Origin of the sequence: Parabacteroides sp. CH2-D42-20 (assembly GCF_003670185.1) — a bacterium.
In the GTDB taxonomy this organism is placed as follows: domain Bacteria; phylum Bacteroidota; class Bacteroidia; order Bacteroidales; family Tannerellaceae; genus Parabacteroides; species Parabacteroides distasonis.
Map to the genome: position 1 here is coordinate 27,804 of NZ_RAYG01000014.1, position 21,395 is coordinate 49,198.

At 44.8% G+C, this 21,395-nt stretch carries 18 protein-coding genes; 7 read left to right on the forward strand and 11 right to left on the reverse strand.

Annotation, left to right across the window (positions count from 1 at the left end):
• Positions 1-63: 63 nt before the first annotated feature.
• The gene (locus D7V92_RS10580; protein WP_121772846.1) at positions 64-588 is read right to left on the reverse strand and encodes a GNAT family N-acetyltransferase; all 525 of its coding nucleotides are present in this window, start codon (positions 586-588) and stop codon (positions 64-66) included.
• Between the two features lie 71 nt (positions 589-659).
• Between D7V92_RS10580 and D7V92_RS10585 the strand changes: the two genes are divergently transcribed.
• The 3 genes from D7V92_RS10585 (at position 660) to D7V92_RS10595 (ending at position 6,408) form a co-directional block, all read left to right on the forward strand.
• Positions 660-3,350, forward strand: a complete 2,691-nt coding sequence (locus D7V92_RS10585; RefSeq protein WP_005861122.1) for a LamG-like jellyroll fold domain-containing protein — start codon at positions 660-662, stop codon at positions 3,348-3,350.
• A 447-nt stretch (positions 3,351-3,797) separates the two neighbouring features.
• The gene (locus D7V92_RS10590) at positions 3,798-5,267 is read left to right on the forward strand and encodes a Gfo/Idh/MocA family protein (protein ID WP_121772847.1); all 1,470 of its coding nucleotides are present in this window, start codon (positions 3,798-3,800) and stop codon (positions 5,265-5,267) included.
• A gap of 46 nt (positions 5,268-5,313) precedes the next feature.
• The gene (locus D7V92_RS10595) at positions 5,314-6,408 is read left to right on the forward strand and encodes a sugar phosphate isomerase/epimerase (protein ID WP_121772859.1); all 1,095 of its coding nucleotides are present in this window, start codon (positions 5,314-5,316) and stop codon (positions 6,406-6,408) included.
• Positions 6,409-6,487: 79 nt separating this feature from the next.
• Here D7V92_RS10595 and D7V92_RS10600 read toward each other — a convergent pair whose 3' ends face one another.
• The 3 genes from D7V92_RS10600 to D7V92_RS10610 all read right to left on the reverse strand — a co-directional run bounded on the left by D7V92_RS10600 (position 6,488) and on the right by D7V92_RS10610 (position 8,673).
• Positions 6,488-6,763 carry an HU family DNA-binding protein gene (locus D7V92_RS10600; RefSeq protein WP_005861129.1) on the reverse strand — a complete coding sequence of 92 codons (276 nt, stop codon included), beginning with the start codon at positions 6,761-6,763 and terminating at the stop codon, positions 6,488-6,490.
• Positions 6,760-7,680: a helix-turn-helix domain-containing protein gene (locus D7V92_RS10605; RefSeq protein ID WP_005861131.1), complete on the reverse strand. Its 921-nt coding sequence runs from the start codon at positions 7,678-7,680 to the stop codon at positions 6,760-6,762. The genes D7V92_RS10600 and D7V92_RS10605 overlap by 4 nt, the downstream gene beginning before the upstream one ends.
• 345 nt (positions 7,681-8,025) lie before the next feature.
• Positions 8,026-8,673, reverse strand: coding sequence for an HAD family hydrolase (locus tag D7V92_RS10610; protein WP_011966915.1), 648 nt, complete (start codon positions 8,671-8,673; stop codon positions 8,026-8,028).
• A gap of 178 nt (positions 8,674-8,851) precedes the next feature.
• Here D7V92_RS10610 and D7V92_RS10615 point away from each other — a divergent pair, with 178 nt between their 5' ends.
• Positions 8,852-9,094, forward strand: a complete 243-nt coding sequence (locus D7V92_RS10615; protein ID WP_005861135.1) for a hypothetical protein — start codon at positions 8,852-8,854, stop codon at positions 9,092-9,094.
• 82 nt (positions 9,095-9,176) lie between these two features.
• Here the strand turns inward: D7V92_RS10615 and rpsA are convergent, their stop codons facing one another.
• Positions 9,177-10,967 carry a 30S ribosomal protein S1 gene (rpsA, locus tag D7V92_RS10620; RefSeq protein WP_005861137.1) on the reverse strand — a complete coding sequence of 597 codons (1,791 nt, stop codon included), beginning with the start codon at positions 10,965-10,967 and terminating at the stop codon, positions 9,177-9,179.
• A gap of 217 nt (positions 10,968-11,184) precedes the next feature.
• Here rpsA and D7V92_RS22450 point away from each other — a divergent pair, with 217 nt between their 5' ends.
• Positions 11,185-13,272 carry a HAMP domain-containing sensor histidine kinase gene (locus D7V92_RS22450; RefSeq protein WP_233572833.1) on the forward strand — a complete coding sequence of 696 codons (2,088 nt, stop codon included), beginning with the start codon at positions 11,185-11,187 and terminating at the stop codon, positions 13,270-13,272.
• Positions 13,269-15,410: a HAMP domain-containing sensor histidine kinase gene (locus tag D7V92_RS10635; protein WP_121772848.1), complete on the forward strand. Its 2,142-nt coding sequence runs from the start codon at positions 13,269-13,271 to the stop codon at positions 15,408-15,410. Before D7V92_RS22450 ends, D7V92_RS10635 begins: the two co-directional genes overlap by 4 nt.
• On the opposite strand, the gene D7V92_RS10640 is transcribed toward D7V92_RS10635, so the two are convergent.
• Together D7V92_RS10640 and D7V92_RS10645 are read right to left on the reverse strand one after the other, a co-directional pair.
• Positions 15,355-15,711, reverse strand: coding sequence for a hypothetical protein (locus D7V92_RS10640; RefSeq protein WP_005866723.1), 357 nt, complete (start codon positions 15,709-15,711; stop codon positions 15,355-15,357). The genes D7V92_RS10635 and D7V92_RS10640 overlap by 56 nt on opposite strands.
• Positions 15,704-16,261, reverse strand: a complete 558-nt coding sequence (locus tag D7V92_RS10645; protein ID WP_036615402.1) for an RNA polymerase sigma factor — start codon at positions 16,259-16,261, stop codon at positions 15,704-15,706. The genes D7V92_RS10640 and D7V92_RS10645 overlap by 8 nt, the downstream gene beginning before the upstream one ends.
• 149 nt (positions 16,262-16,410) lie before the next feature.
• On the opposite strand from D7V92_RS10645, the gene D7V92_RS10650 reads away from it, so the two are divergent.
• Positions 16,411-16,818, forward strand: coding sequence for a DUF6249 domain-containing protein (locus D7V92_RS10650; protein WP_008780672.1), 408 nt, complete (start codon positions 16,411-16,413; stop codon positions 16,816-16,818).
• Positions 16,819-16,873: 55 nt separating this feature from the next.
• Here D7V92_RS10650 and D7V92_RS10655 read toward each other — a convergent pair whose 3' ends face one another.
• The 4 genes from D7V92_RS10655 to D7V92_RS10670 form a co-directional block, all read right to left on the reverse strand.
• On the reverse strand, positions 16,874-17,515 hold the full coding sequence (locus D7V92_RS10655) for a carbohydrate-binding family 9-like protein (protein ID WP_005861151.1): 642 nt from the start codon (positions 17,513-17,515) through the stop codon (positions 16,874-16,876).
• Between the two features lies 1 nt (position 17,516).
• A complete protein-coding gene (locus tag D7V92_RS10660) occupies positions 17,517-18,176 on the reverse strand; it encodes a LysE family translocator (protein ID WP_005861153.1) in 660 nt (219 codons plus the stop codon).
• Positions 18,177-18,279: 103 nt separating this feature from the next.
• Positions 18,280-19,842 carry an arylsulfatase gene (locus D7V92_RS10665; RefSeq protein WP_005861155.1) on the reverse strand — a complete coding sequence of 521 codons (1,563 nt, stop codon included), beginning with the start codon at positions 19,840-19,842 and terminating at the stop codon, positions 18,280-18,282.
• Positions 19,842-21,389: an arylsulfatase gene (locus D7V92_RS10670; protein WP_022192541.1), complete on the reverse strand. Its 1,548-nt coding sequence runs from the start codon at positions 21,387-21,389 to the stop codon at positions 19,842-19,844. Before D7V92_RS10670 ends, D7V92_RS10665 begins: the two co-directional genes overlap by 1 nt.
• Positions 21,390-21,395: the final 6 nt, after the last annotated feature.

Genomic DNA, 21,395 nt, shown 5'->3' on the forward strand with positions numbered 1-21,395 from the left:
CGGCTTTTGGTGATTTAATAAAGCCTTGATCGAAGAAACGATCGGGGCTTTTATATTTATTTCTTAATTTGCCATGACAATATTCCGCAAGTCGAAACCGAATTGAATATACTCATCCTCAGTTATTTGCCTCTCTGTTGTCAGGATGATTAACGCATGCCCTCGATAGGTGTTTCTGTAAGGGGGATGGAAATGGTTGTAATGGTTTTCGAAGAAGCCGCATTTTTTATAGAACTTTAATCGCTTGGAGGAAGTTTCATCCGTAATAGGATCGATTTCTAATAAGATAATCTTATTCAGGCGTTTATTAAAATCCTCCAGCAATAAACCGCCGTATCCTTGTCCCCTAAAGTTCTCATGAATGGCGAAATGTTCGATATATACATAGGTGCTAAAATCCCAGTATGAGATAAAGCCGATAAAGAGGTTATCTTTCAGATAAGCCACTAGATGATAGTTGGGAGATTGGAAGGCCTGTTCTTGTTGTTCTTCTGTTCGTTGCTCAAATAGAGGGAAACTTGCCGTATATATTTGCTCAAAGGTAGGATAGAGAGGATCTTGCTTTTGCGCTATTTCTAGTATGTCCATATGACTTCGCTTTATTTTGATGCGAAGATAATAATCTAAAAACATTGTCATGTCATATTAAAGCTTTATTTTTGGATGATCTTATAATTAAGATATTGTATACGATGATAGCGTGGTTTCGTTATATATGTTTAATTGTTAGCCTTATAATCACTATGCCGGAATTACTTTCGGCACAACGTCTGGTTTCTCAACGTCAAGAGGATGTAGAGGCCGGTCTTTTATATAACGAGAGCGTCTACATCCTATCTAATTATTCTTGTCTATCCTCCAATTCCCCGGAAAAACTTTCTTTGGACGAGTTGTTGCGGAAGCAGATCGAAGGCTTTTATTTCTATTTGAAGCGGGATACGGAGACAAATGTATTGTTACTAAGGAAACCTGATGGTACGTTTACCCCTTTTAGTGAGTCATTGGAAGCCATTAAGACGGCCTTGGATGCGGACTCCACTAAGGTTATGACGCTTTTCCTTGATTTCTATGTAGAGACGGAGCTGGAATCCTCTTTTAAGGAAATAGGCTTGATGGAGTATGTACTTGAGTATGATACGAAAAACGGATGGCCATCCCTGAAGGATATGTTGAGTTCCGGAAAGCGACTGGTCGTTTTCGAGGTTCAGAAACATTTGAACAGTCCTTCATGGTTGCATAATATGAGGGATTTCGTGGAGCATACGGACGCTGATTGGGGCAACCAACCGGAAGGGGTTGAGAGTTTTGATGAGCGGCTGAAAAAGAATTTGTCTTTATTTACCGGATATAAGTTCTTGGAGACTTCTCGGGGGAATAGCAATGATATCTCGGCTTTAGCCCGGCAGACGCCCTATTTAATTGAATCGTTTAAAAGAGCGTGGATCCGGGATGGAAGGGTTCCCAATTTTATCTTGGTAGATAAGTATTACGCGTGGTTGGATGTCTCGTTGGTTACTTTTCGGAATTTCGATATCATCTACGGCGCGGTTACGAATAACAATGAGCTGCTTAACTACGTGAATTGGGATGGGATGTCTAATTATACGACGGGTAAATATTGCTTTCCGCTAGAGCCCGGGGCCGAGTTGATGCTTTCCCCGATCTCTCCGGGCTATAGGATAGAGCCGGCTACGGTTTATGTCTCCGGTACCCAAAGGAAGGCTTTCGCTAGCGATTTTAAGGCTAGACCTTTGCGGATTGACGAGGATATAGAGATTTATTTACCGTTTGAGGGCGATGAGAAAGATGGTTCGTCCAATCATAATCTCACGGTATCTAGGAATGTCGAGTTTATTCAGGACCCTATACGGGGACAGGTCGCTTCCTTGGAGAATCAGGCCCGTGTGGATTTACCGACCGCTTCGGAACTTCATATGCGGGATCATGATTTCACTGTCGGCGTTTGGTTGAAAATACCTAAGTACCTGCCGGAGAAGGAGGATTATTGTATTCTGGGAGCTAAGAACAGTACTTATCAACAAGCGTTGCATCTGTTGATACGGAACCGGAAACCGTATATGGGATTCTTTAACAACGATCTGGTTGGTAACACGGAGATCGAGCCGGGCAAATGGTACAATGTCGTATGGCGGTATAATAAAAGGAATGGGGAGCAGGCTATATTCGTGAATGGAAAACTGGACGCGATCTCTTTTGATCGTCCGGCTTATCTGGGTAGTGATAGCTTATATGTCGGTTTCGTGAATTTCAGCCAGTCCTCGAACTTCGTGGGTGTGCTGGATAATCTTTGTATTTGGTCTCGTGTGTTGAGCGATAAGGAGATATTGGGATTGAGCAACCAGTTATTAGATTTACATATATCGAATGCGATTACTTGGTTGGATATCCTTGGAATTGGGTTGATTTTGATGGCTCTGGTCTCGATAGCTTATCTAGGCTATCGGAAGGTGAAAGAAAAGCCAAGGCAGGATGAGGCTGATGCGGGAACGGTCGCGGAGGAGGGAATCGAGGAAGGAATCGAGGAGCCGGATCGTTCTTCGCGAGAGATGCCGGAGGAGATTGAGGAGGTTCCGGTTCTGCGCAATTATATCCGATTGTTTGGAGAGTTCTATGTGTTGGACCGGGATGGAAATGATATAACCTCTCTATTTACCCCAAAATTAAAACAGCTGTTTATCTTGATTATGCTTCACTCTTCCCGTGGAGGTTTCGGGATATCGAGCAAGGACTTGACACGGATGATTTGGGGGAATGACAACCCCTCGAAAAGTACGAAGAGCCTTCGAAGCGTATCTATATTGAAACTCCGGAAGATATTGGAACGTATCGATACGGTCGAGGTTCTATTTAACGCGAATCGATATATTCTCCAGCTTTCGGAAGATGTCTATTGCGATTATTTGGCTTGTTTGGATTGGCTGAAAGATAAACGGGTACGGACTCAGCCGGACTTTGAATATTTCTATGATATTATCAGCAAAGGAGAAGTGTTCAAAGGGGAATCGTTTGATTGGATGGATGATTTTAAAAGTTATATCTGTAATAGTACGGTGGATGTCTTGTCTCGCTTTATCGACACTTACTCGATCGAGGATGAGGCGGATCGGGTGATCCAGATAGCAGACCAGATCCTTCTGAACGATCCTTGCAACGAGGAGGCTTTGCTCTATAAGATCAAAGCCTTGATTTACCAGAACAACTTTAAATTGGCCCGTTATGTGTACGACCGCTTTTGCGCTTTATACCAAGAGATGTATGGCGAGGCTTTCCCCTCTTCTTTTGAGCAGGTCGTACCGTCTCCGCTGATGAGTCAGCAATCTCCCCAGTAAGTATTATAGTGTGCCTGCTCATTGGCAGGACTGTGCCATTGCTATTGTCACACCTGTGCCATCGTTGTGGCAAGACCGTGCCACCGTTATGGCATGCCTGTGCCATCCGTGTGGCACTCCTCTGCCATTACAGTGGCAAATGTATGCGCCCCACTGATAGCGATCCTTTCGAATAGAGAGGCAGGTGCTATGCCTCTGACTTATCGAAGATTTTTATAAATATTTCTTGATTTATTTATGTCGCTGTTATTGCGTGAATTATGCTTTGTGAGGATATGAAATTTGCCTTAAATTAGCCCTAGGTTAATGCCTTGTTTAGCGTTCGTTAACTCATGGTTTACTGCTCCTCCCTATATTCGCTCTCGTTGTTTCGCACGAGGAAGCGAAGTTGTGTTTTACTATATATATTTTTTTTTCGACTTTAAATTTAATACTATGAGTAACACTATGTCTGACAAGAATTCGGTGAACTTCACACGTAGGGAGTTCTTAGGTACAGTAGCTGCAGCGGCGGCGTTTACAATCGTACCTCGTTCCGTTTTGGGTGGACCGGGCTATACGGCACCTAGCGATATGGTCAATTTGGCCGGTATCGGTGTGGGTAGCCAAGGTGGTGGCGATATACAGAATATCGCTACTCCGGATGTACCAATTAAAAGGAGACCTTTTGGTGGAGGCGGTATGCTGATGCAACCTTATGCGGGCATCCAGCCACCCAGACAGGAACGAAGAGCGTCGGATAATCCTGTGCAAATGGGAGATGCGGAGAAACAATCGTTTAAGCATGCGAATATTTATGCGCTATGTGATGTAGACCACGATTACTCCGGACATATCTTAGCGGGATACCCGAAAGCGAAGAAGTATACCGATTTCCGGGAAATGATCGACAAGGAGAAAGAGATCGATGCGGTATTGATCGGTACTCCGGACCACACCCATGCGGTTATTGCCGCTTATGCGATGAAAGCTGGTAAGCATGTATTTGTAGAGAAGCCGATGGCTAAGACGATTTATGAGACCCGTTTTTTGAGGGATCTGGCAAAGCAAACCGGTGTTGTTACCCAGATGGGTAACCAAGGGCATAATATTGAAGGAACTATGCAGACGGTCGAATGGATCCAAGGTGGCGTGATCGGAGACGTAAGGGAAGTTCATTTGTGGACAAACCGTCCGATGTGGCGCCAAGGTTATTTTGATCGTCCGGCGGGAGTGGATATACCGTCTAATCTTAACTATGACGTGTGGTTGGGACCGGCTCCTGATAAACCTTATAATCCGGAGATGCTTCATTTCGCTTGGCGTGGGTTATGGGATTACGGTACAGGCGCTATGGGGGATATGGGAGCCCATACCTTCGACGCTCCGATTTGGGCGCTTAATTTGGGTATGCCCACAAAAATACAAGCTACTTCCACCCCTTACAATAAGGACTATCTGCCACAATCGGAATGCGTGACGTATGAGTTCCCGGCTCGTGGGAATATGCCTCCGGTAAAGGTAACTTGGAGTGATGGGGGTATAAAACCGGCTCGTCCGGCGGAGTTGGAACCGAACCGCCAGTTAAGGGAAGCGCTTTATATAGGCGATAAAGGCTTGATCATGCATGGTACCCATGGAGCGGAGCCGCAACTGATACCGGAAAGACCGGGATTCGTAGCTCCGGAGAAGACATTAAAGCGACCGAGTAATATTTATGTGGACTTTATCGAGGCGATAAAGGAAGGTCGCAAAGCCGCTAATGATTTTGAGGTATCCGCTAAATTGACGGAGATTATGTTGCTGACGAATATCGCTGTCGCCGCGCAACGGTTGGATCTTACGTTGGAATATGACGCAGAGAATATGAGAATCACGAATTGTCCGGAAGCGAACGATTATTTCCACTATGAGTATCGTAAAGGTTGGAGCCTGTAAGGGACTTTCTTCTAAGGGTTAAGATTAATTTATAAATTGAATGGTTATGAATAAAGATGTGAACAATGGTCAGTCCAGACGTGAGTTTCTAGGAAGATCGGTCGCTGCTTTGGCGGCCGCGTCTTTCCTTCCGAGTGCTTTCTCTTGTACGGGGAAGAGTGTGGCGGCTCCCGCTCCGGTTGATACGGCGGCGGAGGCAGGCAAGGTTAACTCGAAGTTCGGTGGCGTGCAAATCGGCACGATCACTTATAGTTGGCGTTCCATGCCGGGTGGATTGGAGAATATCATCAAGTATTGCCAAGAAGCGAATATCAGTTCCATTGAGTTGATGGGAGGTGATCTGGAAGCTTATTTAGGAGCTCCGGAGAATCCGATGATGAAATTCTTCCGTCGGCAAGCTCCTCAACCTGCGGCGAAACCGGGTGAGAAACCTGCGGCTCCTCGTCGGATGGGTCCCCCGAAGTTTACTCCGGAGCAGCAGGCTGAGATCGATAAATATAAGGAAGAGGTGAAAGCGTGGCGTCTCGGGCTGGATCTATCGAAGGTGGAAGGTGCCCGTAAGTTGTTGAGCGACGCTGGGATATCTGTGCATATCGTGAAAATGCAACCTTCCGGCATGGGATCGGACGAAGAGGTCGATTATGCCTTCAAGGTGGCCAAGGCCATGGGCGCTAAAGCCGTGACGGACGAGATTAATTTGGAGACGGCGAAAAGAGTCGCTCCATTTGCCGAGAAGCATGGGATGTATATGGCTTTCCATAATCATATGCAATATGCCGAAGAAGGCTTTAGTTGCGATCCGATCTTAGCGATCTCTCCTTCTATTATGTTGAATTTTGATGCGGGCCACTTCTTTGGCTCTACAGGTATCCATCCGAATGAGATGATCAAGAAATATCATGATCGGATCTATAGTATCCACTTGAAAGATAAGACGGGGCCTACGACAGGGGACCAGCCGAATACGAATCAAGTATGGGGACAAGGGGAGATGCCGTTGGAAGACGTGCTCTTGTTGATCAAACAAGAGAAATGGCCTATCTATTGCGATATAGAACTGGAATATGATATCAAGCCTTGGTCTGACTCCGTGAAAGAGGTAGGCACTTGCGTGAAATATGCTCGACAGATATTGATGTAGATTATAGAATGTTGTCTTTGGTATGTCATTAATGGGATGACGAAAAGGTCGGTTCCCGGTGGAGCCGACCCTTTATTTTTTATTTATTGATCTCTTTCAGCAAATTTGGTGCGCACTTAAAATGGACAATGGTTCTAGGGATCAACATTAAAGTCTCTCCGCTTTTCGGGTTTCTAGCCAACCTGCTTGTCTGTAAGCGGGGAGTATAAACACCGAAACCCTGTATACATACCTTTTCTCCGGCTCTCGTTTTCTCTAAGATGATGTTATTCAGTTCTTCCAATATGTACCGGATTTCTTCTTTGTCATTACCGACTCTTTTCGATAATTCCTCGATTAGCTGACTTTTATTCATATCGTATTATTTTTTGAGAAGTTTGTTCTTTGCTCTGTTGTTAAATATTTTTTCCTGTATTGCAAAGGCGATAAGCCCGTGTGCCTCCGAAAGAAGCGTCCCAACGAGGATTGGTTCGAGAACTGCGTCTTCTCAACAATCTCTTGGATATTCAAGGTGGAGTTGGTGAGTAATCCTTTTAATTCTAGGATCATATATTCCGTAATCCAATCTTTGGCGGATTTGCCGCTTACCTCCTTAACAACCATGGTCAAGTATTTAGGGGTGATGCATAGAGAGTTCGCGTAGAACGTCACGCTTCTGTTCACTTTGTAATTACTCATGACCAATTGAAAGAATTTGTGGGTCAGTTCTTTCTTGTGTACATCTATCGTTGCCGTACTGTCTAAAGAATTGACTTTATAATGGTTATATATATCAAGGAATAATATGCGAAGTAAGAGTATAACCGACTCTCTTCGATACTGGTTTTCCGGATCGACGGCTTTTCTTATAAGTAATTCAAAGAAGTCTACAAAGGAAAGAGTTTCCACGTCTTCCATCTTGAAATAGTAATGTTGCCTCATATAGAAAAAGAAATGTGGCGAGAAACGACTGATACCGCTTAATATATCAGAATAAAAGGATTCCGTGATCGTGAAATATCTGATTTGGAAATCTACGCTAACGTCCGTTAATGCGACCAATTGCCCCGGCAAGATGATGATGAGCTCTTTGGGGGTTATAATGTGCTTGTTGGAATAGATATCAATTTTAGCGTTTCCTTTTACACAATAGATGACAATCCCTAATCTTATATAAGAAGGGTAAGTGGTAATAGGAAGTTCTTTGGAAAGTGTAAAGATCTTGAAGTCCTTCTCCAAAGAATAATCAATACCACTATTCGGCTCAACTATTTTTTTAATATTTCCCGACATTCTTTTTGTCTATGTTTCTTATGTAAAATTATAACTTCGTCTTTTACTATATTTATCTAGTGGTTGTTTGGTATAATATTACAGAAATATAGGTCTCGTTTTGGCGTTTTTTAAAGTTTGGCTTAAATGATACCTTGAAAAATAACCGCTATTGGATGTTTTTGTTTGTAGGTCTAATACTTTTTTGCAAATACGGTTGAGGTGATGTTAGGGATAACTTGTATTCTAAGGGCTGTGCGAGCTGGATGGAATATGTGTTAGGAAATATTAGTAATTAAGGTTAAGGACAAGCGTGCGAGACAAGAACGGGAAGGATTGCCTCGCACGACAGGCTTAGATCGTCTTTTAGATAAACTTGAGTATATCTTCTGCCTTTTCCGCTATATGATCGGGTGCGTATTTCTCTAATTCCGTACGAGGGCGAAAGCCCCATGTTACCCCACAGGAGGTCACTTCGCTGTTGATGGCGGTTTGCATGTCTACGTCCGAATCACCGACATAAAGAGTGCTCTCTTTGGATATGCTCGCTCGTTCTACGATCTCATTGACAATACTGGGATCTGGCTTCGCCTTTACTCCTTCACGCTGTCCGAGAACCTCCGTAAATTGTATGGAAGGAAAGAAATGGGCGATGAGCTTACGGGTAGCGGCTTGATATTTATTAGAAGCGACCGCCAGTTTTATCCCTCTTTCCTGCAACAAGGCTAATAACTCAGGGACACCGGGGTATGGAACGCTGCGATCCGTGTTATGCAGATCGTAATGCTTCAAGAACTCTTCCCTTACCTTTAGTATATTCTCTGCCGTCTTTTCACCTTCGGGTAACGCGCGTTCGAATAATTTGTTGATGCCGTTTCCTACGAAGAAGTTATACTCCTTTACGTCGTGCGTCGGAAAACCGTTTTGCCGCAACGCATGGTTCGTGCTATGGGCTAAATCGGCGATCGTATTTAATAATGTTCCGTCAAGATCGAATATTACTAACTTTTTCATTTTAGTTTTCTGGCAAAATTAATGGAATGTAGAGACATACTTTACCTTTCGACTGATAAAATAGATGAACCGATTTAAAAATAGATAAAAGTATTAGGTCATATATAAGATATTTGTATCTTTAGGACAGGAATAGAAATCCTTTGTAATATATTGTATAACCTAAAATTGGAACATCATGGGAAAGAATCAATTAATTCACGGGAATGAATTTCATTTGCTGAAACAAGCAGAGATTCATAAAGCTACAGGCAAATTAGTCGAGTCACTAAACTTGGCAGCCGGTTCTACGGGAGGTTTTGATATTTATAAAGTTGTAGAGGCTTATTTTACGGATTTAGAGAAAAGAAAGGAGATCAATGATTTGTTGGGTATTTCCGAGCCATGTGAGACACGTGTCACGGAAGAATGCTTTTCTTAAATAAGCCGCAGTAGGAATAACATAGAAAAAGGAGATACCTGAATCAGATATCTCCTTTTATTATATCTCAAAGAAGGATCAATTACTTACCAGAAAGTTTTTCTTTCAAAGCTGCCAATTCCTCGATGTCACCTAATGTAGTCTTTTCAACCGGACCGGTTACCATTCCAGATTCCTCTTCTTTTTTACCGCCACGTTTTGAGGATGCCTTCTTTTCAGAAGTTGCCTTAGCGCCTTTTTGCTCATCTTCAAAGATGCGGCTGTGAGAAAGGATGATACGTTTAGCTTCCTTGTTGAACTCGATTACCTTGAATGAAAGTTTCTCATCTACTTGAGCTTGAGAACCATCTTCTTTTACAAGATGCTTCGGAGTAGCGAAACCTTCTACGCCGTAAGGCAAAGAGATAACGGCACCCTTATCCAATACTTCGATGATTGTACCTTCGTGGATAGAACCAACCGTGAAGATTGTCTCGAATACATCCCAAGGATTCTCTTCCAATTGCTTGTGGCCTAAGCTTAAGCGACGGTTTTCCTTATCGATTTCCAATACTTGAACCTCGATCTCAGCGCCGATCTGAGTGAATTCAGACGGATGTTTGATCTTCTTCGTCCAAGACAAGTCAGAGATGTGGATCAAGCCGTCAACACCTTCCTCGATTTCTACGAATACACCGAAGTTAGTGAAGTTACGAACCTTAGCCGCATGACGAGAACCTACCGGGAAGCGCTCCTCGATGTTTTCCCAAGGATCAGCCTTCAATTGCTTGATACCAAGAGACATCTTACGCTCGTCACGGTCCAAAGTCAAGATTACGGCTTCGATCTCGTCGCCAACCTTCATGAAGTCTTGAGCGGAACGCAAGTGCTGTGTCCAAGACATCTCTGAAACGTGGATCAAACCTTCTACGCCCGGAGCGATCTCGATGAACGCACCGTAGTCAGCCATAACGACAACTTTACCCTTAACCTTGTCACCAACCTTCAAGTTCGTATCCAAAGCATCCCATGGGTGCGGAGTCAATTGCTTCAAGCCAAGAGCGATACGTTTCTTCTCGTCGTCGAAGTCCAAGATAACAACATTGATCTTCTGATCAAGCTGAACGATTTCTTCCGGATGAGAAACACGTCCCCAAGAAAGGTCTGTGATGTGGATCAAACCGTCTACGCCACCCAAGTCGATGAATACACCGTAAGAAGTGATGTTCTTGACAGTTCCTTCCAATACCTGTCCTTTCTCCAATTTGGAGATGATATCTTTCTTCTGTTGTTCCAACTCAGCCTCGATAAGAGCCTTGTGAGATACAACAACATTCTTGAATTCTTGATTGATCTTAACAATCTTGAATTCCATAGTCTTACCTACAAATACATCGTAGTCGCGGATCGGCTTCACATCGATCTGAGAACCCGGCAAGAACGCTTCGATACCGAATACGTCAACGATCATACCGCCCTTCGTACGACATTTGATGTAACCTTTGATAATTTCGTCTTTTTCAAGAGCCTCGTTAACACGATCCCAAGAACGTGTAGCGCGTGCTTTCTTGTGTGAAAGGATCAATTGTCCTTTTTTGTCTTCTTGGCTCTCGATGTAAACCTCTACCTCGTCACCAATCTTTAAATCCGGGTTATAACGGAACTCGGACATAGGAACAACACCGTCAGATTTGAAACCGATGTTTACAACAACCTCACGTTTGTTCATAGAAGTAACGGTACCCATAACCACTTCTTTGTCTTTTACCGTGTTCAGGGTCTCGTCATACGTTTTTACAAGATCGTCCTTGCTTACTTCGGTGTAAGTCTCGCCTTGCTCGAAAGCGTCCCAGTTGAAATCTTCAACTGGCTGGATGTTTTTTAAATTTTCCATTCTTTAATTGTTAATACTAAGTTTGTTTTAATTAGTAAGTTAGACTTTATGTTGTCATCTCTCAAAAATCGGGGCAAAGGTAATGCTTTTTTTCTGATTGACAAGAGTTTTGAGGGGTAAAAACATTCATTTGGGTCGTGTTGGCTGTAATTACGGAAAACTGTTGATTTTTATTGATATTTATTTTGTAAGTTTGCGAATTGTAAGCGATAAATCAATGAGTAGAGGATTTTTAAGAAAGTCCAGCGTCAATACTTTTATAGGAATAGTGTGGATTTTGTTTGCGGTGGGCACAAGTGCGCAGAATGCCGTGAGTAAATTTCGTGCGGATAGCATACGCCAATCTTTATCACGTATCCAAAAACCTCAGGATAAGATACCCCTTCTTAAAGAATTAATCGGCTTGTACTGGCAATTGCCGGAGGAGGTACTAGCGTTGAAAGAGATAATCGATATCGCGATGCCTTTGGATTCCATCGGGATCGTGTACGATGCGATGGCTGGCTTGAGTCGTTATTATTATAATGTGGAAAATAGAGATAGCCTATTATATTGGGTGGGGCAATTGGATTCGTTGGCCTCAAAAAGGCATGAGAGTCCCAGAGGGTTGTTTTTATCCGGTAGCTTGGTTTGTCAGGATTATCTATGGTCCGGCAATTATGAGTTGGCTATGGATAGGGCCATGCGATATATGGATCTGGCCCGGGATAGTAAGAGCGATTATGGTTTACTGCGGGCTTATCGTGATTTAGGAATGGTTTACCAACGGATTAAAAGAGATAGCGATGCGGTAGAGATATTCCAAAAAGGCCTGTATTTATTGAAAGAGGAGAAGGCGAGCTATAGTTTTCGGATTATGTATTTATCTAATATGTTGGAGTCGACCCTACTGTTAGGGCGTTTATCCGAATCAGAGGCGCTTTTGAAACAGTATGAGTTTTTATTGGATTCATTGGAGAGGAGGTATGATCGAGAAGGGACGATTTTCCCGGTAGATCGTTATCGTTGTTTGGTAAATTGTTATTTCTGCGAGCTATGTACCATGAAAGGGAATTTGCAAAAGGCACAGACGTATCTGGATAAGGCAACCGCTTATTTGGATAGTTCTTTTGGGAATAGGGTGGAGGCTCAATATCTCCGGACAAAATCATTTTATTATTGGAAGAAGAAAGATTATAGGCATGCGTTGTCCGCCGTCAATCTGGCTTTAAAAATCAACCGTGATCTGGATAAGTTGGAGATGAAGAAGGCGGTCTTGCAATCGTCCGGTCAATTGCGAGAGGCGATCGCTATCTATGAGGAGATCATTAATAAGACGGAAATGATCAATACGGAAGCTTTTGACCGGCAGATCGAACAACTCCGCATCCTGAATGACTTGAATGATTTGGAAAAGCAAGATCGAGAGTTGAAGTTGAGATCAGAGCAAGAAGTTTTGAAGCAGAGGCAGATCGCTGTATCTATCGGTCTTCTATTGGTCTTGACGGGCTTACTTTATATATTATGGCGTATTTATATGCATACCAAGCGGTTGAAAAATGAGTTGCTTCAAGAGAAAGACTCCTTGATCGCTTCGGAGAAGCAGCTTCGTGTCGTGGCGAAAGAGGCGGAGGCGGCGAACAAGAAGAAAAGTGCCTTTATCGCTAGTATCAGCCATGAGATACGTACGCCGTTGAATGCTATTGTCGGATTCTCTGAATTATTAGCGATTAGCGAATATAGTGAGGAGGAAAAGATTGAGTTTGCCGGGGAGGTAAATCATAGTTCGGAGTTGCTGTTGAATCTGGTGAATGATGTTCTGGATTTATCCCGTCTGGAATCCGGCAAGATCAAGTTCAGCGTTAAGCCTAATGATCTGGTTTCTTGTTGTCAGAAAGTGTTGGATTCGATTCGTCATCGTGTAAAACCCGGGGTTCGATTGACGTTTACTTCCTCGCCAGAATCTTATACTTTAAAAACGGATGCCTTGCGTTTGCAGCAGTTGTTGACAAATTTGTTGTCGAATGCCGCTAAATTCACTTCCGAGGGAGAGATTAATCTCTCATTTGCCGTGGATGAGAGCAAAGGTGAGGTTCGTTTCTTCGTTACGGATACGGGCTGTGGAATCCCTGAGGATAAGTGTAAGAAGATATTCGAGCGTTTTGAGAAATTAGACGACTTTGTTCAAGGTACCGGTTTAGGACTTTCTGTTTGCCAGATCATCTCGGAACAGCTTAAAGGTTCTTTATCTGTAGATGTCTCTTATAAGGGCGGCGCCCGGTTTGTCTTTATACATCCAACGAATTTAATTGAAACCCCTATATGAGGCTGATGAATCTATTCGATAACGGGATATCCATACGTATAGGGGTGGTTATTATGATCTCCCTTGTATTTTGCGGCTCGATGAAATCTTCCACGCCTCCTCCCGGCAAGGATCGTTTAACAGAGATCGACAGCTTGGAGAGGGTATTACCGGGCTGCCCGACGATAGCGTCTACTTTACCTATATTGCAGCGGTTGGCTTTGCTTTATCGGCAAGATCCCAAAATGAAAGATTATTATCAACGTCTTTATGAGAACGCGATGGCGGTGGATTCCATATCTATCGCATATAGAGGATTGAAAGGTATGGCCGAGTATTATTACAATCAGTCTAAGCGTGATAGTTTGGTCTATTGCTGTAATATCGTAGATTCTATGGCGAAGGCCCGCCATGAATATCCGTATGTCTTGTTTGAGGTGAAGAGTTATTCCAGTCAAGATCTCCTTTGGCTAGGGAATTATGAGTTGGCAATGAGTGAGGCGATGGATCTGTATCGGTTGGCGAGCAATCTGAATCATAAATACGGCTTGCTTCGCTGTTCGGAGACTTTAGGGCTGATTTACCAACGTATCCGTAGGGATAGCGATGCCGTAGTCTCTTTTCAGGAAGGTTTGGATTTATTGAACGATATAAAAGATGTTCCCGATATCATGGATACTAAAATCCGGTTAACTTCTTATCAATTGGAAAGTAGTGTCCGAACGAAACAATATACGTTGACGGAACGAATCTTGGAACAATATAAAGCCCTGCTGGATGAGCAATATGAGATTAATCAAGAAAAAGGTGATGTTTTGCTACTAGAGCGGGAGTATTGGCTGCTTTATTCTTTTTACACGAGCTTTTATCTTTCGAAAGGAGATTTGGCAAATGCCAAGAAAGCGTTGGATAAAGCCTCTTCCTATGTCGGCAATAGTTTGGTAGAGGAGGACTATGCAATCAATACTTATCTAGCGGTTAAGGCTCGTTATTATAAGGCGGCTGGAGATATCCCGTTGGCACTGCGTTATATAAATGAAGTGTTGGAGACAGAGCGATTACCCGAAGATATTCAGTTCAAGGCGGATATCTTAAAGGAGCAGGGCCGACTCGAGGAGGTTATGGCTCTATATGATGAACTTTATAGAACGCTGACGAAAAGGCGGGGAACTTCTTTTCTTCGGCAGGTAAATCAATTGCGGACCTTGTATGAGTTGCACGAAAAGGAATTGAAAGAAACAGAGTTGGAGGAGGCCGGGCGACGTATCGCCCGGAAACAAGATTTGTTGATCTTTATCCTATCCATATCGGTCGTGTTATCGATCCTCCTCTATATCTCGTTTTTATACTACCGCCATCTACGATCCTTGAAAAACCAATTACAGCGAGAGAAAGACTTGCTTTTGGAATCCCAAAGACGATTGATGAAGGAGAAAACCCGTGCGGAAGAGGCCAGCCTGATGAAAAGTGCTTTTCTCGCTAATATGAGCCATGAGATCCGGACCCCGTTAAATGCGATCGTAGGTTTCTCCAGTTTGCTGGTGGAACCTTCTACCGATGCGAAAGAGCGGGAGGAATATTCGTCTATCATCCGGAATAATACGGATTTGATGTTGAATCTGGTAAACGATGTATTGGATTTATCCCGGATGGAGACCGGAGACCTTCATTTCAATATCAAGGATTATCCGCTTTTGGAGTGTTGCCAAATGGCATTGGAGAGTGTGCGCTACCGGATGCCGGATAGGGTTAAATTGACTTTTTCTCCCGCTGGGGAACCAATCGTGGTACATGTAGATAATCTGCGCCTGCAACAACTGTTGACAAACCTGTTGACAAACGCCGCTAAATTTACGGAGAAAGGTGAGATTAACCTATCGTTCCAACTTGCGCCGGATCGGGAAAAGGTATGCATAGCCGTTACGGATACGGGTGCCGGTATTCCCCTTGAAAAACAAGCTGCGGTATTCAATCGCTTTGAGAAGCTGGATGATTACAAACCCGGTGCGGGTTTAGGGCTTTCTATCTGTCTTTTGATCGCCGAGCGGCTGAATGGTTCCTTGTCCATAGATTCCTCGTATACGGACGGAGCTCGCTTCGTGCTTATCCTTTCTTGTGAAATAGATTCCTCAATTTATAATCCGCCAATAGAAGTATGAGCGTGATGGCCCCTATGTATAAATAGAAAGCCAAGGCCGATGTGCTTATCGTGGGGACGGCTATCTTGGGTATCTCCATATATACGAAAGATACGATCGCAAGGGAAATCATGATAAGCGAGGCCACGATCGCTGCTAACAGGCTGAACCGTTCGTCACGTTTCTTCGCCTTTGCGGACTCAAGCATGATTTGTCGCATTACGTTCGAACGGAACGAGGCGGGAAGCTCCTCCTCCGGTATGCGTTTGAATAAATCCCCCAATAAATCGGGTTGTTCCTTATTTGTGTTTATCTTACTCATGATCCATTCCTTTTAATAATACAAACAATTTTTTTCGGATGCGATGTAGCTTGACTTTAATATTCGAGGCGGTCAAGCCGGTGATAGAGACCAGTTCTTCTATTGTCTTTTCTTTCCAATAAAAGAGCAAGATCAAGGCCCGTTCGTCCGGTAGAAGTTGTTCAAGGGCGACTTCCAATCTTTGAACCTGTTCCGTGGATTCGGTTTGTCCGAACAGGTTCGTGACCTCCTCCTCCGATACGTTTTCAAGTGTAGTCTCCTCAATCGCTAGAAACTCATATCTCTTCTTCCTGACCGATGATATCGCCGTGTTATAGGCAATCCGGTAAATCCATGTGGAGAAACTACAATCCCCTTTGAATGAGGCTAGGTTTTTGAATACCTTCATAAACGTATCTTGCGCCAACTCCTCAGCCTCCTCTTGGCTTCGTACCACTTTGAGGATCAACGAGTGAATCGGACGGCTATACTTGTCCAAAAGGCAAGCGAAACATGCCACGTCCCCTGCTTGTATCCTTTGTATGTAATATGTATCGGTATACAATTCCATTGTACTTAATGGACGCAAGCCGGGTAAATAGGTTACAACTTGCGGTAACAAAAATAAAAAATATTTTTCAGCCCGGAGGTGTAACCTATGGGAAACTGTTGCGTCAAATTAGCAAACAATATGAATGAATCAATTAAAATTATACAGTTATGATGGATTTTATTTCTGTTCCGCTAGTTGTCGGAATCGTTTGTGCAGGTATTTACGGATTATTTGAGTTGTTTGTTCGCAAGAGGGAACGTTTGGCGATTATCGAGAAGATCGGTGATAAACTGGATGCCTCTGCTTTCGATGGTAAATTGGGACTGCCTAACTACATGCGAAACTTCTCGTTCAGTAGCTTAAAGGCCGGGTGCCTTTTGGCGGGAATCGGATTAGGTTTGTTGGTAGGCTTTATTATTAATATGTGTATGGCGACAAATTCTTATTATGATGATGGTTGGTACAGGCATGAGGTAGCGGGTACGGCTTATGGGGCTTCGGTTCTTTTGTTCGGGGGAATCGGCTTGATAATAGCCTTCGTCATTGAGCTGAAACTAGGTAAGAATAATAAATAGCCATAGGCTTGCCTGTATAGACGTAGCGTGCTGCATGCAGCACGCTACGTCTATACTACAGGTAGATCTCCCCGAAGAATTCAGGACAATGGAAATTAGGCTCGGGAAGGTCGATCGGACTCCAACTTACGAAATGCGGATTCATTGTCTCATCGGCGCATTTATAGAAGTTCCCTAGTATTTTCTCCGGCAGATTACTAGGATCTAACCCCATCAACTTGAGTGGTATGACTACGATCAAGTTCCATGTATGAATACCTTTAATCTCCTCGAATGCCCTTCTTCTCACGGATGGGAGTCTTATGATGCTTTTATACTCTTCTTGCGAAAGCGACGTCTTGATATCCCGTGAGGTACGGCGGGCGGCATCGCAAGTCCCGATACAATTAAACTCGAAATTCATATAATGCGAGTCACCTTCCTTTTTCATGAAGAACTCCACGCAACTATCCTTATGGACCGAGGAATTGTCCATCTCATAAGACGCCTTTAGCGAATTACCCTGCACGCTATATCGTATATATAGATTTTTCTCTGTCCGGGCTATATTAAAAGCGGTGATCGGCTTATATGGATACTCATGCCAATTGGCATGGGTGAGGAACTCACGTTGGGATTGCACCTCAAGAATCGGTTCTATGGATGTTATATCGAGTACATCCAGAACGGGGATAACAGGAACTTTCAGTCTTTTCATTTTAACTATAGATTTGAAGTAAAGGCCATTGTAAGTAGGAGGTCAATAAAACCGATAGGGCACCGATAATAGACAATACGATAATGACAGAGCCCACGATCCGGTTCAGTAACCAAATACCTCTAACGTTGAACCATTTTCTCAGTTTTCCAATAATATATGTTATGCCGAACCACCAAAGAACGGCCCCTAACCCTATGCAAACAATGCCCAATACCAGCAGCCAAAACGAATGTTCCGGTAACACGAAACCGAACCGGGCGAATAATCCGATATAGAGCAAGACGATTAACACGTTGCTAAAGGTAAGTAGAAAAGCTGTAATAAAGTCTTGGGTGAACGATAATTTTTTTTCTCGGTGTTTCTTTAGGTTCCTAGTCGGGTTGCTTTGGAAGATATAATACCCGAAAATGCCGAGAACGATACTTCCGATCAATTGCAGGGGCGCTTGGTTCGCCTCCACGAAGTTGACCACAACTCCCATGCCCAGACAAGTCAGTGCCGCATAAATCACGTCGGATAGAGCGGCCCCTAATCCGGTGACGAACCCGTGCCAACGTCCTTTATTTAGTGTTCTTTGTATACAGAGCATACCGATGGGGCCCATGGGGGCCGAAACCAATACACCTATAATGATTCCTTTACTAACGATTCCTAGCATTAAGTTGAGTCTCTTCTAGTTTCTTGGGCAAAGATACATCCATTCCGCGATAAAAAAAAGGTAAAAAACGTAAGATACTGTAGGGACGAGGCTCGCTCGTCCCTTATTTCGGGAAATTGGGACTGTACAATAGGGTCGTATCGAGAGTCATCAATTTACCGTCTTTCACGAATGAGTCTCCTCGCTCGGACAGATGCTCTACCATCATCTTGCGTAATTCGGACAACTTATTCTGATAGGCTGCGTCCTCACTAAGGTTATGTGTCTCTCCCGGGTCTTCCCGTAAATCGAACAACTGCTCGCTTCCGTTGTGGAAATTCCAGATATACTTAATCTTCCCATCGGTAAGGGCTGCCCAGTAATTATCGTCGCTATAGCAAGTGGCATGCTCCATGTCTATATAGGGGCGCCATTGTTCCTGCTGGCCTTGGATCAGCTTGAGTAAAGACCGCCCGTCCATATCGGGAGGAACCGACCCGCCGGCGATATCGATAAAGGTAGGCAAGAAGTCTCTCAGTTCTACAGGTTGTTCTATGCTGCTTCCGTCCGGTATGGATTTGGATATACCGGCGGGCCATTTTACGATATAAGGAATATGGGCCGAACCCTCGTACGGATAGGTTTTCCGCCAATGATAATGATCGCCCAACATATCGCCATGATCCGCCGTGAAACAAATCAGGGCATTGTCGTACATACCTTTGTCTTTTAGGGTCTGGATGATTTGCCCTACTTGATCGTCGATAAAGGTGATATTGGCGTAATAATGGCGACGGGAGTTTATGGCATACGCATCCCCGAAATTACCGAATGGGGCATCCGATGCTCCTTGGAGAGGATCTTTCGGCTCGGCGTATTGTCCGCACCAATCTCCTATATGGGGTTTCGGGATATCCGCGTCCTTATACATATCCAGATAACGTTGAGGCGGATCATAAGGACTATGCGGGCGGGCGAATGATACCTTGAGGAATAAGGGCTTGTCGTTGTCGTAGTTCCGGATCAACTCGCAAGCGGTCTGTCCGGTCCAAGCCGTAGGATGAAGCCGTTCGTCTAACTTATAGACACCGGCGGCATGGTCGTTCCAGCCGATACCCGTAAGATCCGGGTCTTTGCCGGGTGCCTGCAATTGAAACCATTCCCGGTAATCGCTGATGAAATCGGGACTTTCCACCCGGCCACTCTCGTCGATCAAGGTCGCGTGGAATCCGTGAAGCGCTTTCTGCGGAAACCAATGCATCTTACCGATCCCGAAGGTATAATACCCCAGATTCCGCATCATCTGAGGCATCTCGTAACGATACTTCAAGGCCATGCGTCCGTATCCCAGCATACCATGATGCCAAGGAGACATCCCGGTCAATAAACCGGCCCGTCCCGGAGTACTACTTGGAGCGGAGGAATATCCGCTCACGAACAACGAGCCTTCTTGCGCCAGCCGGTCGATATTCGGTGAGATCACCGCCTTGTTTCCCATGCAGCCGAGGGCGTCGCCCCGTTGTTGATCGGTCATGATCAAGATGATATGCGGCTTACCGCTCTTTACGGGCATGGCGGGAGAGACGGCGGTCTCTGCCTCTTTCCCGCTTTTGCTATGCGTCATCCCCGGAAGTGTCGCACCCAGACCGATTCCGAGGGATGATTTAATGAAGTTTCTTCTTTCCATTATTTAGCCTTGATTGTGTGATCCCGAACTCCTTTTAAGATTCCCTGCAATTGGAAAACGATCTCCGGATGTTGCAAGGCCTTGTTTCCTTCCTCGTAGACCTTCGTCATGTCGTATAACTGAGGCTCGGGGGAATATCCGGTCTCAATCTTCTCATATTCCATGATAGCGGAACCTACACTCGGCTCGATATATTTCCAATCTTTCGTACGGACGGAAAGTGCCTTATTAAGCGCTTGCTCGATTACCCACGGGCGGTCTTCCTTGCTTTTCCCGATCCAAGTATCCAGATAATCATAGCTATCCGGCGCGCTTCCTTCCGGAAGACGGGAATTCGTCAGTGAGGCAAGGGAGGCGAACCAGTCGATCTGGCTCACTAGCGCATCTGATACGGCGGCTTGCTTGATCTCCTTTGGCCAATGTACGATAGCCGGGATACGGGTTCCCCCTTCGAAGGCACTGTATTTATTACCTCTAAGCGGTCCGGCGGGTTTATGATCGCCTAGTAGCTCCACGGCCCGGTCCGCGTAACCATCATCTACGACAGGTCCGTTATCGCTTGACAAGATGATCAAGGTGTTTTCCGTCAATCCCATCTCATCCAATGTTTTCATCAATTGGCCTACGCTCCAGTCGAATTGCTCGATAGCGTCGCCCCTCACGCCCATCGGGTTCTTTCCCCGGAAACGGTCGTGCGGGAAGCGGGGTACATGCACGTCGTTCGTGGCGAAATACATGAAGAAAGGCTTCTCTTTATTCTCCTTGATAAAATCGATGGCGTGTGTCACGATAGAATCGGCGATATTCTCGTCTTTCCAAAGCGCCTTGCCGCCACCTTTCATGTAACCGATACGGCTGATTCCGTTTACGATGGATTGGTCGTGCCCGAAACTAGGCTTCTGGTTGTATAATAATTCCGGATTATCTTTTCCGGTCGGCTCTCCGGGAAAGTTCTGCTGGTAACTGACATAGATCGGGGCATCCGGATCGTAGTTCGCCACCTGCCCGTTCTCGATGAATACGCAGGGGACGCGGTCTGCCGTCGCCGCCATGATATAGGAATAATCAAATCCCAGATCGCCAAGGGCGGTGGGGAGTGGGGCGTTCCAGTCTTGCTCTCCCGCTTTGTCTCCTAGGCCAAGATGCCATTTGCCGATAGCGGCCGTGGCGTATCCCGCGTTCTTGAACATATCGGCTATCGTATAACGCTCCGGTCGTATGATCATTCCGGCGTTTCCCGCGGCGATGTCCGTTCCCGGGCGGCGCCATGCGTACTCTCCGGTTAGCATGGAATATCGGGAGGGCGTACTGGTAGAAGCGGTCGCGTGAGCATTGGTGAAGCGGATGCCGTTCTTGGCGAGTCGGTTGATATTCGGGGTTTTCACTTGCGTGCCGTCGTAGCATTCCAAGTCTCCATATCCCAAGTCATCCGCGTAGATGAACAATACGTTTGGCGTTCTAGGTGTAATGTCTTGTCTCTGTTGGGCTTTTGCGATACCGGCTGTAAGAAGCGAGGCACCGATCCCTACGATAAGTGTTGATTTCATGTTGTT